Below are 15,074 nucleotides of genomic sequence, written 5' to 3'. Positions count from 1 at the left end.
CCATGCCCCCTAAAAACAGGCCTCGGCGCGTTTTTCGTTTATTCACCTTGCCTCTCCCTCATCATCTCAGGGCCGCAGGATCTTGCCTCCCGGCGGCACGGCATGGGGATCGCTGTCGTCCGCCACGAACACGCGCTTTCCCTGCAATGTCCATTCCGGGCGATCACCAGCGAGAGCGACTTTCCAATCCCTGGACCCGCTGCTCGCCATCGGCGCAGGCAGCGGGTGCCACCGGCAATCGCGCTCACACTTTCCTGTGAACAGGACGCGGCCGTCCTTGTCCGTCAGCGCATAGGCACCATCGATGAAAGCGGTGGTGACACTGCCCGGCGCATCGACTTTCGGAACCGCCGGCACGTATTTAAGGGTGTTCCAGGTCATGCCGCCCGTGCCGTCGAACGCTGTCGAAACGCGATTGCCCGACTTTCGCGTAAAGACGAGGTGCCAGCCCTTGTAGACCCACTGCGGCCCCTGCGCGCCTTCGATGACAGTCCAGTCGGGAGCCTTGCGAGGGTCAATGAAACCATCATCGGCATTCATTCGGGAGCCATCGGGAAATCGGATGTTCGGCGCCATGCCAGCCGGAGCGAGCAACGGTTGCCAATCCTGTTCGCAAGCCTCTGCGCAATACTTGCTCGGATCCGGTGCCCAGCGCAGGACCGTGCGCATGTCCATTCCATAGAGCACTTCGCCCCGGGAATCGGCATAGACGCTGCCCCCATCCGTCCGCTTGGTACGGACCCCTGCCGGCAACGGCGATCCATCCGCCGCTGCGATCGCAAAATCGGAAGGCTGAGCAGATGCGTTGCTTGGCGCGATGGCAAGAACGGCACTGGAGGCGGCAAGGATCGCCGCAGACTCCCGTCGCACCTCAACCCTCCGGCGTACGAAAAGTGTCGTGGCAGCTCTTGCAGGCGCCGCCCAGGTTTCGGGCGCTGATCCTGACGGCGGCGGCATCCTTGGCAGTCACCGCCTTTTGCAAATCATCGGCGGCCTTGGCGAAGCCGTCCTGATTGGCTTTGAATTTTGCCGGCTGCGCCCAGATGTCCGCTTTGGCGCGCGTCTTCACGCCTGGCTGAGGCCCGGAACCTTGCGGGAACCACTCATACTGGCCGCGCGATGCATTGCGGATTTGACGTACGGACTGGCTGAGCAGCACCCACTGAACGTCGCCCCGCAGGCCATCGTTCACCGCTTTGAATGCGGCGCCCAACTCGCGGTAATTGTCAACGCGCGATCGGATCGTGTCGGCTGGCGCCGCAATCAGGGGCGCGGCAACCGCAAGCGCCGCCATTGCAGCGCCCATCGGCCAAATGGCTCTCATGGCATTCTCCCGTCCGGCTGTTTTGTCGTTGGGGAAAATATTGATTCAATTTTTGAACTAGTCAATCGCTACGCGTCGTATTTTTTGAGAAAGCGGAATTGCCTAGGAGCGCTGTCCTTTGTTGAGCGTGATATCCTGCGGAACCAAACATTGCCTGACGGCCCCGTGAAACCGGCGTTTCAGTGACCGGCCCGAACGCGGCCAGCATATGCTCAGAAATAGTAGCCCATGAGAATGATCAGCGAGGCCTTGATCCTGTCGTCACCGCCCTGACCGGCCCCGGACAAAAATTGCCCCGCCCCCACGTATGGATCGTTCCGACCTATCATCAGATCGGACCAGACACGTATCCGGCTTGTCGCCTTGTCCGACCAGAACGCCCCTAAAGTCAGCCGTTCGGTATCCGCAAAACCGGCACCATCCTTCATGAACCGGCCATAGTTCGCGTAAAGGCTGAGGCTGAACGGAAGGCTCCCGGTCTCGATCTTACGGCCGATTTCACCAAACGCCAACGTGCCCTTCGCCGCGATATTGTACGACGAATCGTAATCGCCCACGGTAATCAGGTCGCTTCGCCCGCCGTTGCGCGGTTCGATGACCTGGCGGGCGGCAAGGACTTTCGCATGCCAAGGACCGCTATCGCCACTCGCGCTTAGCGCATAGGAGCGACGATACCCGTTCTCGCGCGTATCGAAGTTGTGGATCGTCGAGAGCCAGGCAGACCCCGTTAAAGTGAGCGTGCTCTTTCCCGGCAAGTCGAAATGGTACTGCGCGCGCCCAACGAACATGTCCCTTTCGGCATTTCTGGATCCATCAGGAACGTAGCTATCGCCTTTGACGAAGTTGACCGAAAACCGGGCGCTATCATCACTGATGCCGAATGCGCTGGGCGCGGTCGTCGGGAAATAACCGGCATCGAGAGAAAGGTGCGCATCCTTGTGGCTGAAGGTCACGCCGGCGTTGTAGACCTCCTCCATGCCATAGACGAACCCGAGGCTGTTGAAAAAGGCCGATCCCCACCAGCGCTCGTCGAACGGAACCGATTGAACGCCGACGGTGACTTTCTGCTTATCGTTCAATTTCGCACCGACATAGGCATAGACGGGGAAATTCACCTCGCCCGGATAATTGTCGTAGCCGTTGGCGCGTCCGTAAATGAAACTGCCTCCATAGAAACGGTACTGTGCCGCCCCGAACACGACGGAGGAATCATAGTCCGCCGTCAGCAGCAGCGTGTCGAAAGACAAATGGCTGGAGGTGCGCCGGGCACCGGTCGCGTCCGTGTCGTTGAAACGCAGATCGTAGCGAGCCCGGATTGCACCGCCGAGTTTGAGCCTCCCCTTTTCCCGTGCCGGTTCGGCAACTGGCAAAACCGCTTCTCCGGTAGCGTCGGGGAATGGTCCGGCCGGAGCCGGCAGCGCATCGCTGCCTTCGCCGGCGCTGGAGACAGGAAATTCAAACACCGTGCTGGTATCGGAACCCGTCAAGCCGGCCACCTGTGCCGATGGCGTCGCAGCAATGGCGGGCGCGAGAGCCACGACTGCTGCGGCGCTTAACATGCGGAATTCTCGCGCTGACCGCTGCGGTGTCGGTGTCGCGCAGCGAAGCAAAGGCGCGGCGAAATGCCGCCGCGCGCGGTCGGGTTCGAGACCATGGGGGATCCTCTCACGTGAACCGGCGATCTTTCCCGATCGCTCTGGCCTGTTTTGCTTTTAACGTTGCGCTTGCGGTGCCGCGCGTTCGCTCGGTTGGGGAGCGATGTGGCGGGCAGGCGGTACTGCACTCCTCGGTTTGGGGCCCGTCATAGGTCGAGCTTCAACCTCCCCGATTTTGCACGGGACACGCAGATGCACATATAGTCGTTCTGATCGCGCTCATCGTCTGCAAGGACGCTGTCCCGGTGGTCGATCTCACCTTCGAGAACGTTGACCATGCAGGCGCCGCAGATGCCTTCCGAGCAGCCGAACTCGATATTGAAATCGGCTTCCTGAAGAACAGTCAGGATCGATTGGCCCGGCGATATCGCGAAGACTTGGCCGGTCGAACCGACTTCGACCTCGAATCCTTCCGCGGGCTGCGCTGCGCGGTCCGGCGCGGCCGCGAATCGCTCGAAATGGATGTTCGGGCGGGCGCTTCGCGCACCTGCCGATAGAACGGCCTGAAGCATCGGCTCGGGCCCGCAGACATAGACATCGCCGTCGCTGGGGTGTTCCGAAAGCACACGATCGAAGTCGCAGAACCCGTCGGAATCGTCGCAATGCAGCCGGTAGGCATCGCCCAGCGCAAGGGCTTCGAAAGTCTCGTGCAACGCCGCATCCTTGAGAGAGCGCGTCAGGTAGACGATCCGGACCTTTGCACCGCTTGCCGCGAGGTGACGGCCCATCGCCAGAATTGGCGTAGCGCCGATCCCGCCGCCGAGCAGAAGTATGGGCGCCTGTTCATTTCGGAGCGCAAAGTGATTGCGCGGCCCGCCGATCTGCAACTCGGCACCTTCATCGAGCGCGTGGACCGCCCTCGACCCACCTCGACCGGCGTCTTCGCGTTTCACGGCGACGGCTACCCAGGTGCCCTGGGGATCCCAATCGCAAAGTGAATACTGGCGGATCAGGCCGTCGCCCAAGTGAATGTCGATATGAGCGCCGGGCGTCAGGTCGGTGAAACGCTCTCCCAGCGTCTGGAAACGGAATTCGGCGATATCTGGGCTGAGCTGGGTCTTGCGGCTCAGCCTTGCGGTGATGGACATGGTCAGATTTCCTTGCGGCTGCGCCAGGCTTCGAAGCGAAGGCGCGCTTTGACGCCGATCCCGACGAACGGGCGCGGCGGGTTCTGGACGGGAATGCCGGAAACGGCCTGCATGTCGTCCAGCAGGTCGCTCTCGATACCGCTGGCCATCTCCGCGAGCAGGCGGCCGGAGATGGTTCCGCGCGCAACCCCCACGCCATTGTCTGTGTTGGAACTCCAAACGCGCGGCGCCATTTCGCCGAAGTAGCTCACGCGATTGCGGGCCAGAGCCGTGACTCCGCCCCAGGTGCTTTCAAACGGAATTTCAGCCAGCTGGGGCCAGCGCCGCGCGAGCGCGATACGATGGCTTGCGCGCACTCGGTCGAGCGCGGCATCCGTCGCGGCATAAGAACCGACGTAGTCGTACTGGTTGCGAACGAAAAGGCGGCGATCCTGCGTCATGCGGATCGTCGTGCCGCCGATGTCGGCGGGGGTCAGGCCCCAGTCGAGACGCCCACCGAAAGCCCGAAGCTGCGCATCGTCGAGGGGACGGGTGATGGATGCAAAAGTTGCGACCGGAACTATCCGACGGCGCATCCACCCCAGTTCGGAGGTATAGGCGCTGGTCCCTGCTATGATCCCGCCGACCTGAACGGTCATCGGTATGCCCTGACGGCGAATCGACAGTTCGAACCCGTCACCTCGGCGTTGATGGCGCTGTACCGGGCAGCCGTCGAGCAGCACGACATTGCTTGGCAGCGTTCGTGCCAATCCCCGCACGAGACGGGCCGGATTCATGAGAATGCAACCCGGCGTGAAGATCGCTCCCTGATAGTGGCTGGTGCCTGCGATTTCGGCAACATCCTTACGATCCAGCATGCGATAGGGCTGGCCGATGCTGTCGAGAATGCGCGCAAAATTCTCCATCCCGGCCATGCCGGTCTCGCCGATTGCAGCTTGCAGCTTGCCGGCCTTGGACCAATTGCACGCGATCCCGTGCTCCGTGACCAGCCTATCAAGATCCGCGATGGCGGCCGTGTTCAGCCGCACAACCCTGTTCATGCGGGCGGTGTCCTGGCCGTCCAGATCGAACTTGTGCGGCAGATCGATGACGAAACCGGCATTGCGTCCCGAACTGCCCCATCCAACGGGCTTGGCATCCAGGAGCAAGATGGTCTGATCGGGATGAAGTTCCGCAAGCCGGCGCGCCGCAGCAAGGCCGGTGAGGCCCGCTCCGATCACCGCCCATTCCGCTGTCGGCGGCGGCGGCAAAGTGCCCATCACCGACAGTTCGGAGGGCGATACCCACCCGCCGGGCGTGTCCGGAAGCGGCAAGCGCCGCACGGTGACTGCTGAAGACATCGGATCCTCTCACGAAATTTCCTGCCAAAAGAGGCCGTTCGGACAAGTCGTTCAATGCGGCAAAAACTCACACTTGATTGAGCTCAGCTCATGTGTATTTGCCGCGAAAAATAGAAGATCGCGGAGAGATGCCATGTCACGTCGGACTTACGACATGCCGACCTTGACCACGCTGACGACGTTCGAGGCTGCAGCCCGCCTGCTGAGTTTCAAGAATGCCGCAGTCGAACTCAACGTCACCCCAGGCGCTGTCAGCCATCAGGTGAAACAGCTCGAGAGCGAACTCGGCATGGCGTTGTTCAATCGCAGACACCGGGGGGTCGAGCTGACCCGGGAAGGCGGGCGGCTCTTCGCCACATTGGCAGAAAGCTTCGGCGCGATTTCTCGCCAATTGCGTGAACTTCGGCAGTTGCAGGGGGAACGCAGGGTGAGAATCGGCACGACGTCGGCCGTTGCCAGCCTGTGGACGTCGTCCAGTCTCGCGGCCTTCTGGCACGCCCACCCCGATATCACCATCGATCAGATGGTCTCGGATGAAGGGTTCGGGATCGCCCCTGATCTCGACATGTACATCCGCTACGGCCGTGATCACCGCAGCGATTGGCACCAGCAGCCGCTTTATCGCGACGAGCTTGTACCCGTTGCGACGCCGGAGGTAGCCGCGCGCCTTCATGACGCTTCGCTCGAAACGCTGGCCGAACAGCGACTGATCTACCTCGAATCGAATGATCCCAGTTGGACGAGCTGGGACGATTGGTTCGCAGCGCAGGAGCATGTCGGCCCCCACTCCAACGGCTTTCGCGTGAACAGCTACCTGATCGGTTTGCACACGGCGATGGATGGCGTGGGCCTGATCCTCGGATGGAAGCGGCTGATCGCACCGTTCCTGAGCAGCGGCCGCCTGCAAGTGATCCGGGGGCACAGCATTCCTGCCCCTCGCCGCTTCCACCTGATCACCCGGCCCGACGATGAATTGACCGAATCCGCTCGTGAACTGAGGGCTTGGCTTCTCGACACCATGGATGAAATGATCTCATCCGAAGATTAGATTTTCCGACATTGAGCGTTTGACGGCCTGCCTCGATCCTGAACGAGAACTTGGAGAGGCAAGGCAAATACCATGAACGTTATGACCCAACTCAGCGGCGTGCATACCGACATTGCGCGCGCTCAGGGGCTTCCCAACGCGCATTACGTCGACCAGACCGTCTTTGACGAAGAAAAGCGTGCAGTGCTTTTCGGAAACTGGGCTGGTGTCGGCTTCGGCAAGGACGTGCCTGAAGTGGGTGACGCCAAGCCGGTCGATTTCCTGGGAATGCCGCTGCTGCTGGTCCGCGATCGTTCCGGTGCGGTGAACGTTTTCCAGAACACATGCCGTCACCGCGGCATGATCCTGGTGGACGAACCGACCAAGATCCGCGGTGCGATCCGTTGCCCTTATCATTCGTGGTGTTACGGCCTAGACGGCGCCTTGCGCACAACCCCGCACATCGGGGGCCCCGGCCAGAACACGCACGATGAAATCGACGCCGGCGAACTCGGGCTGGTGAAGGTCCCGAGCCACGTCTGGCGCGATGTCGTTTTCGTGAACATCAACGGCAACATGCCCCCCTTCGAGGAAGTTCACGCGGATCTGCTCCAGCGCTGGAGCGCCTTCGAGCAGCCGCAGTATCACGGCGGGGAATCTTCGAGTTTCAAGCTTGAGGTGAACACGAACTGGAAGCTGGCGGTCGAAAACTATTGCGAAAGCTATCACCTTCCGTGGGTCCATCCAGCGCTGAACACCTATTCCCGCCTCGAAGACCACCGGAACATCGAGCACCGCGCTGAATACTCCGGCCAGATCACGCTGGTCTATCGTCAGCTCGAAAATGAAAACGGATCCAGACTCCCCGATTTCCAGGGGCTTCCCGAGTACTGGAACGAGGGTGCGGAATACGTTTCGCTGTTTCCCAACGTGCTGCTTGGTGTGCAGCGCGATCACGTTTTCGCGCTCGTTCTCCAGCCCATCAGCCTCGAAAAGACAGTCGAACACGTCGAACTCTACTACGCCGAAAAGCCGGGTGGCAGCGAAGAACAGGATGAGCTTCGCGCCGAAAACGCGCGGCGCTGGAAGGTCGTCTTTCAGGAAGACATCTTCGTCGTCGAAGGCATGCAGCGCGGGCGTCATGGCCAGCTATTTGACGGCGGAAGGTTCTCGCCGGCCATGGATGGACCTACGCACATCTTCCATAAGTGGGTTGCAACGCAGGTCCACAACCAGCGTGTAGCCGAAGGCCGCGTAGAAGGCCGGGACGCATGAGCTACCGCAATTTCCTCGCGGGGCGCTGGGTAGACGGCGATGCTGTGCTGGACGTCGAAGATCCCGCGACCGGTGAGACCATAGCAGAAGCGCCGATCGCCGCCGAAAAGACGCTCGCACGCGCTCTGGAAGCCGCGCGCAAAAGTGCCGATCGCGGCGATCTGTCGCAGATGGTTCCGCAAAAGCGAGCAGACCTGATGCGCCGCATCGCCGGTGAAATCCGCAAGATCGCCGATCAAGGCGCCGATGTGCTGACCCGAGAAAGCGGCAAGCGTCTTTCGGACGCGAAGGCCGAGTTCGACGAGGCGGCGGCCTATTTCGACTACTACGGCGGCATGGCGGACAAGATGGAGGGCAAGCACATCCCTCTTGGCCCGAACTACGTCGATTACACCGTGCTGGAGCCGGTGGGCGTTTCGGCGCAAATCGTGCCGTGGAACTTCCCGGTATCGCTCGCTGCCCGCTCGCTGGCGCCGGCACTGGCAACCGGCAATTCGGTGATCGTCAAATCGCCTGAACTCGATCCGCTCGCGCTGACCGTACTCGGGCGTGCGCTCGAAGCTGCAGAAGTGCCGGAAGGCGCCGTTTCCATTCTCAACGGCACCGGTATCGATCTGGGCGCGAAGCTCGTCGCCAGCCCGCAAATCGATCAGATAGTCTTCACCGGTTCAGTGCCGACCGGGCAGGCCATTTTGCGCGCAGCCGCAGAAAACGTCACCCCTTCACTCATGGAGTTGGGCGGCAAGTCGGCGGCAATCGCATTCGAGGATGCCGATCTCGATACCCTGCTCGAAAGCGTTCGCTGGGGAATCTTTTTCAACTCCGGACAGGTCTGTTCCGCCATGTCCCGTTTGCTGGTGCAGCGCCGTCTTTACGATCGTGCCGTTGAAGCGTGCGCGGCCTTGGCGAACAGCCTTCGGGTCGGACACGGCCTCGACGAAGCCGACCACACGCCGCTGATCTCGGCCCGGCAGCTCGAAACCGTTGCCTCCCTCGTCGCCGCATCTACCCGCGAAGGCGCCAGTGCGGCTGCGGGGGGCGCGCCCCTCGATCGGGCCGGCCACTTCATGGCACCCACCGTCCTGCGCGACGTCAGCCCGACTTCCAAGATTGCGCTCGAAGAAGTCTTCGGACCGGTACTCTGCATGATTCCCTTCGAAACCGAGGACGAAGCCGTGGCCATCGCGAACGGCACGGAATTCGGTCTTGTCGCAGGAATCTTCACGCATGACCTGTCCCGGGCCCACCGGGTCGCGTCTCGGCTGCGCGCAGGCCAGGTGTTCGTCAACGAATGGTTTGCAGGCGGGATCGCCACCCCGTTCGGCGGCATCGGCAAGTCCGGATTTGGACGCGAAAAGGGCGTCGAAGCCTTGTTCAATTATGTGCGGACGAAGAACGTCGCGATCTCGCTGAAGCGATGAGCGACCCGGATCCGGCCGTCTGGCGCCTGCTGGAACAGCAGGTGACGGACGCGCACCACCGCGCAGACGTTGCCGGGATGATCGACGCCTACACTGAGGCTGCGGACATCATGGAAGCGCAGGGCCGGGTGGACGCGGCCTGCTTCTATCTGACGCAGGCCTTCGTACTGGCCCTGGAAACGGGCGCCGATGAGTTCGTGTCGCTTGACCAGCGTCTGGTCGCACACGGCAGGAATTGAGGAGACAGGACATGAGCGTCAGGGTCATTCGGTCCCAGGACGTTGCCTTGAAGCACCGGGGAGGTCCGCCGGGATCCGCCGAAGTAGGGCGCGCGATCGACGGCAGCATTTCTTCCACCATGGGCGCGGGTTTTGGGCGTTTCGATGGGTCCGCCATCGCCTGGACCCTCCTCTATGACGAAGTCATCTATGTGATTTCCGGGAAATTCACCGTCGAGGTGAATGGCAAGATTCACGGCGCCGAGGCGGGGGACGTCATGTGGATCCCAGAGGGCACAAGCGTGATCTACGGCGGGGAAGCAGCACACATTTTCTATGCCGTGCAGCCCGGCAACTGGGCGGAGCTGCGCAGTACATAGCCACACGCCGAGGGGGGACTTTTTATCCATGACACGGGCGTCAGAGCCCGAGCATAATAATATACGGGAGATGCAACCTTGTCGACGACCGCACTACACGAACCGTCCGTGCTGCTCAGGCCGCCCACGCCGCTGTCGAACCAGCAACGTCGTTTCATCACCAAACTGACCGTCCTGATTTCGGGCGGAATGTTCATCGATGGCTTCATCCTTGGCGGCATCGGCATCGTGATGCCGGCCATCACGGCAGATCTTAATCTCTCTTTGGCCTGGCAGGGCCTGATCGGCGCTTCCGCCTTGATCGGCATTTTCCTGGGCGGCCCGCTGGGCGGCTACCTGGCCGACAAGATCGGCCGCAAGCCGATGTTCACGATCGACCTGGCGATTTTCCTCATCGGCTCGCTTGCACAGTTCTTCGTCACCGATCCGATGCAGCTATTCATCGTACGCCTGCTGATGGGTGTAGCGATCGGCGCCGATTACGCGGTTGGCTGGCCGATGCTCGCTGAGTTCGCTCCCGCCCGCCTGCGCGGTTTCCTGATGTCCGTGCAGGAAGTGGGTTGGTATGCCGGCTACCTCATCGCTTACGTAATGGGCTGGGCGCTTGTCGTTTCCGATAGCGCCCCGTGGAACGTGATCCTGGGCCTGAGCGCCATTCCCACCCTTATTGTCCTGCTGATGCGGCTCGGTACGCCGGAATCCCCGCGCTGGCTGAAAAGTCAGGGGCGCCATGCCGAAGCGGAACAGCTTGCTGCGGAATATATGTGTGAGGAAGGCCGCAAGGACCTCAAGGCGCAGAATGCCTCCAATCCTCTCAGGATGCGCGACCTGTTCTCATCGCACTACATCAAGACCACGATCTTCGTTTCGGTGTTCTGGGTCTGCAACGTGACGCCTTACTTTGCGATCAGCACGTTCGCACCGTTCGTACTGAACCATCTCGGCCTGGGTGACGGGCTCGCCGCAGGTATCGCCCTCAACGGCCTTGCTCTCGTAGGCGTCGTGATCGCCACAATGCTGGTCGAGAAAATGGGCCGCCGAATGCTGGGTATTCCCCCCTTCTTCATTTCGGCGGCGGTATTGGTTGCTGTGACGTTTGCCAGCCAGTCGCCTGTGGTGATCGTCGCCTGCGTTCTCATTTTCGCCTTCGTCAACGCAATCTCGACCACGCTTTGCAGCGTCTATCCCGGGGAAGTGTTCCCGACGGAGATCCGCGGCGCCGGCGTCGGCTTCGCCACCGCTATCTCGCGTATCGGTGCCGCCGCCGGTACCTTCCTGATGCCCATGTCTATCGACCATCTGGGTATTTCCGGAACGATGCTGATCGCGGCAGGAATCTGCCTCTTCGGCGGCGTCGTGTCCTGGCTGCTGGCGCCGGAAACCATGGGGAAACAGCTGAGTGAAACCTCCGCTCCGAACTCGGGCGGTCGCTAACGCTCCACTTAGAGCAGTTTCCGATCCGACTGCATCGGATCAACTGCTTCAAGCTTTTGGTTTTCCGCGTTTTCCGAGTCATCAGGTGATGCCACCTGATGACTCGGAAAACGCTCTAAAAGACGACGAGAAAGCCGGTCCTTGGCGCGTAAAGCCCAAGGGCCGACTTTTTTCCCGATGCGATGTTGCTGCTGGCTTCCATCAGCGAAAATCGCCAGAGGGCCGAGCTTCCATCAATCCAACGCTGGGCAAGTGAGCGGAAATGACCACGGAAATGCAATTAGTGCCGATTGCAGACGTCCCTGTAGGTCCGCTCAAGCCGTCATTCGCGGCCAGGCAGTGGTTGATGCTGCTGGGGCTCCTGCTGTGCTGGAGTTCGAGCTTCATCGGAATACGCTTCACCGTCGATTATGCGCCGATTGCCCTGGTCGCATTCTGGCGCAATCTCATCGCCGGCTTGCTGCTACTGCCGTTCGCGCTCTTGATCGGTCCACGCCCACGGCTCCGCGATGTTCTGATTCAAGCAATCTTCGGCATTTTCGCGATGGGCGGCCTCATTCTGGGTTGCGGCATCGCTATCGAGGAAGGCGTTCCGACTGGCATCGTCGCGCTCATGTCCGACATGCTGCCATTGGCGATCGTGCTACTTTCCATTCCGATCCTGGGCCAGATCGTCACGCGCGGCGAATGGGCCGGCATCGGTCTTGCGATTTGCGGTGTATTGGCCGCGTCGGCCGGCTCGCTGCATGTCGGTACGGCTCCCAAGTGGGCCTATGCATTGCCGTTTCTTGGAATGATCTCCATCGCCGTCGTGACGCTGCTGCAACAGCGCTGGCCATCCAGTTTCTTGCCAATCCATCAGAGCGTAGCGATCCAGTCTCTCGCAAGCGCTTTGATCTTCTTGACAGTAACATCGGCGCAAGGGCGCATAGCCCCGCCTCTGGAGCCAAATTTCTGGATCGGCATCGCCTGGCTCGTCGCTTTCGCCACGATCGGCGCATACGGCTTGTACTACCTTTGCCTTAAGCACCACTCTTCAACAATAGTGAGCAGCACTCTCTATTTGAGCCCGCCAGCAACGATGATCTGGGGGCGAATCATGTTCGGCGAACCATTGTCGGCAGTAATGGGGGTAGGTGTAGCCATTACGCTGATCGGCGTAATCATCGCCTCGAAATACAACGGCAGCCACCTGCATTGACCACCGCCATTTGGGCCGAGACCCAGCCCGCGCATCGGCGGCTCAGTGCGGATCGACGGATGGATTGGGTTGGCAGACGGAAGGGCGGGTCTCGGGGCTGGCCACGAACACGGGCAACACGCAGATAGCAACGATTGCGATCATCAGGCCCGGAACGGCCTGCCATCCCGTTGCTTCAACCAGAAATTGCGCAACGAAAGGCGCAAGCCCGCCGAATATCGCCGTTGCCGTAGTCGCCCCGAGAGCAAGGCCTGAAAGGCGCCCTTCGCCGGGAAACTGCTCTGCCGTTGCCACCGCACCCACCGCGCTGACGGCGCCGCCCAGCGATGCCAGGAGAAGCGTGCTGGTCAGGATTGTGCCGAAGGAACCCATGCCCATTATCGAGAAGCAAGCCACAGGCATCACCGCAGCGAGAAGGGCCGCGGCCAGCAGGATCTTCCGGCGTCCTGTCCGATCGGAAAGGCCCCCGACAAACGGTGTCACCAGAATTACGGCGAATGCGGCCCCGGTCGATAGCCATAGCGCTTTACTTTCGGGCATGATCCCCGTGCCCGTGAGAAAGACAGGAACATAGGTGATGCCGACATAGTAGGTGATCGAGCCCAGCGCCGAAATGGCAAACCCCCGGGCGATCGCGATGCGATTGCGGCTCAGAACCTGCCGCAAGGGGCGGTCGGGCACGGTAGAGGACATGACCTGGCGCTCGAAGTCCGGGGATTCCTCCAATGTAGCGCGCGCCACAAGTACGGCGCCTGCCAGCATGGCCCCGAACAGGAAAGGAATGCGCCAGCCCCATTCGGCGAGAGCCGCAGAGGGCAAGGCATTGACGACAATCGCCGAGATGCCGGCCGCCAGAAGGCCGCCCAACTCGCTTGCAGCAGCGGCCAAAGAAGTGACAAGGCCCCGTTGATGGCGTTTCGCGCCTTCCATCAGGTAAGCGACGACGCCCGTATATTCGCCGCCGACCGAGAACGCCATTGTACACCGCAAAAACAGCAGCAGCCAGCCGGACCAATGCCCGATGCTGGCATAAGTCGGCATTGCGGCGGTGGCGAGCATGGCTGCCGTCATCAGTGCCATCGACAGCAGCATGGTGCGCCGGCGGCCGTGGCGATCCCCGATATGGCCAAACACCGCCGCCCCGAACGGGCGCATGAGATAAGCAACGGCAAAACCGCCCAGCGTCGTCAACAACGACGTTTGACCGCCCCCAAAGAAGACGCGGGAGAGTACGGTGGCGAGATAGAGATAGAGGGTAAAGTCGTACCACTCGACGATCGTCGAGAACGCGGCGATCGCCATCGACTTGCGTGACAGCGTCTTATGTTCACGCGCCGCTGTATCGGTCTCGACCTGCATGGGCGGCCCACTCAATTTCGAACGATATGAGGGGCATGATTACCTTCCCCGCGACGCCTGGCAATCGTTCGTAGCCGGGCATCGCATGTTCGGGCCGCAAAATCGTGCGGTGTCGCAAAGTCCTGGCCGCTTGCCTGTCTCCGTTATTCCGCGTCGAAAGCGATCGGCAGCGTGCGCGGCCCCCACGCGCCCAGCATGGGCCGCCAGGTGACCTTGCCATCCCGGCGGGGGTTGCGGATGCGTTGGGCGATGAGGTGGATGCCTTCCTCCAACTGGTTGCGGGCAAGATATTGGCCAAGGCAAATATGAGCGCCCCGGCCGAAACCCACATGCCGCGTGCTGTGTTGCCGTTCCGGATCGAACAGCAGCGGTTCCGGAAACGCTGCCGGGTCGCGGCCGGCCAGCGGCGTCGCCAAGGCGACCAGCTTGCCTTTTTCGAAGCGCACGCCCTCGTAATCAAAGGACTCGGCAACTTGCCGGAAGGGTGTGGCGATGGTCGAGTGACGCAGGGCCTCTTCCACGACCAGAGTGCAGAATGCCTTGTCCTGCGCGCAGCGGGCGTACATGTCCGGCCGGTCGACAAGCAGGTTCATTATCATGCCAAGCAGGTTCTTCGACGTATCGTAACCCGCGACCAGCAACACCAGCAGCATGAACCGCAGTTCCCTGTCATCCATTCCGCCTGCGTCGCGCGCTGCGATGAGGTCGTCCAGCAGCAGGGCACTCTCGGCCGGGCCGTGTCTTTCCCGGTCCCAAATCAGCCTATCGGCGACGTTCCATTTGATGTCGAACGCTTCGAGGATCTTCTCCCGCAGCGAGCGGTCCAGACTGATCGCGGCAACCTGCATTTCCAGCGCCCAGCGCAGACTTGGGATTACCTCCGTGGAAATGCCGAGCAGCCCGCACATGACGGTGACGGGAAAGTAGGAAGCAAATTCCGTAAAGTCGAAATGTCCCCGGAGCGCCCATTCATCGAGCAGCGCCGTCATGGCGCCCTGAACCAGGGGACGGATGACATTCGCGTTGCGCGGCGTGAAGGCAGAGGCAACGCTGGCCCTGAGGCGTTTATGCTCGTCTCCCTGCTTCGACAGGAGCATCTCGGCCATGAAGCGGGCCCACATCGTATCCTGCAGCTCATAGAATTCGACGATGCCGCCCAGGCCCATTTCCAGATGCCGCTCGTCGGCGAACAGATCCTTGTTGGCTTTGCAGCCATGCACCACATAGCCTGCGGCGAAGCGCGCGAGCCAGGGATGTTGCGCGCGGGCCGGTTTCATGAAGCGTTCGGGGTTGGCCCAGAATTCCGGCTGCTCGACCGGGAGCACTGGCAGTTCCTCATATGTCACCATATC

The 15,074-nt window shown here is 61.3% G+C and carries 14 protein-coding genes; 7 read left to right on the top strand and 7 right to left on the bottom strand.

The features are described from left to right. Positions 1-66: 66 nt before the first annotated feature. From ACZ1JV_RS04435 to ACZ1JV_RS04415, 5 genes are all read right to left on the bottom strand, one after another. The gene (locus ACZ1JV_RS04435; RefSeq protein WP_465148527.1) at positions 67-870 is read right to left on the bottom strand and encodes a COG4315 family predicted lipoprotein; all 804 of its coding nucleotides are present in this window, start codon (positions 868-870) and stop codon (positions 67-69) included. A 1-nt stretch (position 871) separates the two neighbouring features. Next, the gene (locus tag ACZ1JV_RS04430; protein WP_465148526.1) at positions 872-1,294 is read right to left on the bottom strand and encodes a c-type cytochrome; all 423 of its coding nucleotides are present in this window, start codon (positions 1,292-1,294) and stop codon (positions 872-874) included. Between the two features lie 242 nt (positions 1,295-1,536). Continuing rightward, on the bottom strand, positions 1,537-2,883 hold the full coding sequence (locus tag ACZ1JV_RS04425; protein WP_465148525.1) for a hypothetical protein: 1,347 nt from the start codon (positions 2,881-2,883) through the stop codon (positions 1,537-1,539). 242 nt (positions 2,884-3,125) lie between these two features. Further along, a complete protein-coding gene (locus ACZ1JV_RS04420; protein ID WP_465148524.1) occupies positions 3,126-4,067 on the bottom strand; it encodes a PDR/VanB family oxidoreductase in 942 nt (313 codons plus the stop codon). 2 nt (positions 4,068-4,069) lie between these two features. Continuing rightward, on the bottom strand, positions 4,070-5,407 hold the full coding sequence (locus ACZ1JV_RS04415; RefSeq protein ID WP_465148523.1) for an NAD(P)/FAD-dependent oxidoreductase: 1,338 nt from the start codon (positions 5,405-5,407) through the stop codon (positions 4,070-4,072). 154 nt (positions 5,408-5,561) lie between these two features. Between ACZ1JV_RS04415 and ACZ1JV_RS04410 the strand changes: the two genes are divergently transcribed. The 7 genes from ACZ1JV_RS04410 to ACZ1JV_RS04380 all read left to right on the top strand — a co-directional run bounded on the left by ACZ1JV_RS04410 (position 5,562) and on the right by ACZ1JV_RS04380 (position 12,363). Next, a complete protein-coding gene (locus ACZ1JV_RS04410) occupies positions 5,562-6,455 on the top strand; it encodes a LysR substrate-binding domain-containing protein (protein WP_465148522.1) in 894 nt (297 codons plus the stop codon). A 72-nt stretch (positions 6,456-6,527) separates the two neighbouring features. Continuing rightward, complete coding sequence (locus ACZ1JV_RS04405) at positions 6,528-7,709, top strand: aromatic ring-hydroxylating oxygenase subunit alpha (RefSeq protein WP_465148521.1); 1,182 nt, start codon at positions 6,528-6,530, stop codon at positions 7,707-7,709. Next, on the top strand, positions 7,706-9,130 hold the full coding sequence (locus ACZ1JV_RS04400) for an aldehyde dehydrogenase family protein (protein WP_465149775.1): 1,425 nt from the start codon (positions 7,706-7,708) through the stop codon (positions 9,128-9,130). The genes ACZ1JV_RS04405 and ACZ1JV_RS04400 overlap by 4 nt, the downstream gene beginning before the upstream one ends. Continuing rightward, positions 9,127-9,369 (top strand): hypothetical protein, encoded by a 243-nt coding sequence (locus ACZ1JV_RS04395; protein WP_465148520.1) that lies wholly within the window; start codon positions 9,127-9,129, stop codon positions 9,367-9,369. Before ACZ1JV_RS04400 ends, ACZ1JV_RS04395 begins: the two co-directional genes overlap by 4 nt. A gap of 11 nt (positions 9,370-9,380) precedes the next feature. After that, on the top strand, positions 9,381-9,728 hold the full coding sequence (locus ACZ1JV_RS04390; protein WP_465148519.1) for a cupin domain-containing protein: 348 nt from the start codon (positions 9,381-9,383) through the stop codon (positions 9,726-9,728). 78 nt (positions 9,729-9,806) lie between these two features. Then, entirely contained in the window at positions 9,807-11,162 is a 1,356-nt protein-coding gene (locus tag ACZ1JV_RS04385; protein ID WP_465148518.1) for an MFS transporter, read from the top strand. A gap of 262 nt (positions 11,163-11,424) precedes the next feature. Further along, positions 11,425-12,363 carry a DMT family transporter gene (locus tag ACZ1JV_RS04380; RefSeq protein ID WP_465148517.1) on the top strand — a complete coding sequence of 313 codons (939 nt, stop codon included), beginning with the start codon at positions 11,425-11,427 and terminating at the stop codon, positions 12,361-12,363. Between the two features lie 42 nt (positions 12,364-12,405). On the opposite strand, the gene ACZ1JV_RS04375 is transcribed toward ACZ1JV_RS04380, so the two are convergent. Together ACZ1JV_RS04375 and ACZ1JV_RS04370 are read right to left on the bottom strand one after the other, a co-directional pair. Next, complete coding sequence (locus tag ACZ1JV_RS04375; protein ID WP_465148516.1) at positions 12,406-13,722, bottom strand: MFS transporter; 1,317 nt, start codon at positions 13,720-13,722, stop codon at positions 12,406-12,408. Between the two features lie 143 nt (positions 13,723-13,865). Further along, on the bottom strand, positions 13,866-15,071 hold the full coding sequence (locus tag ACZ1JV_RS04370) for a cytochrome P450 (protein WP_465148515.1): 1,206 nt from the start codon (positions 15,069-15,071) through the stop codon (positions 13,866-13,868). Positions 15,072-15,074 lie beyond the last annotated feature (3 nt).

The sequence above is a fragment of the Novosphingobium sp. BL-S-19 genome (assembly GCF_055521675.1).
The sequence above is the reverse complement of the archived record's forward strand: the minus strand, read 5'-3'. Positions and strand labels throughout refer to the sequence as shown.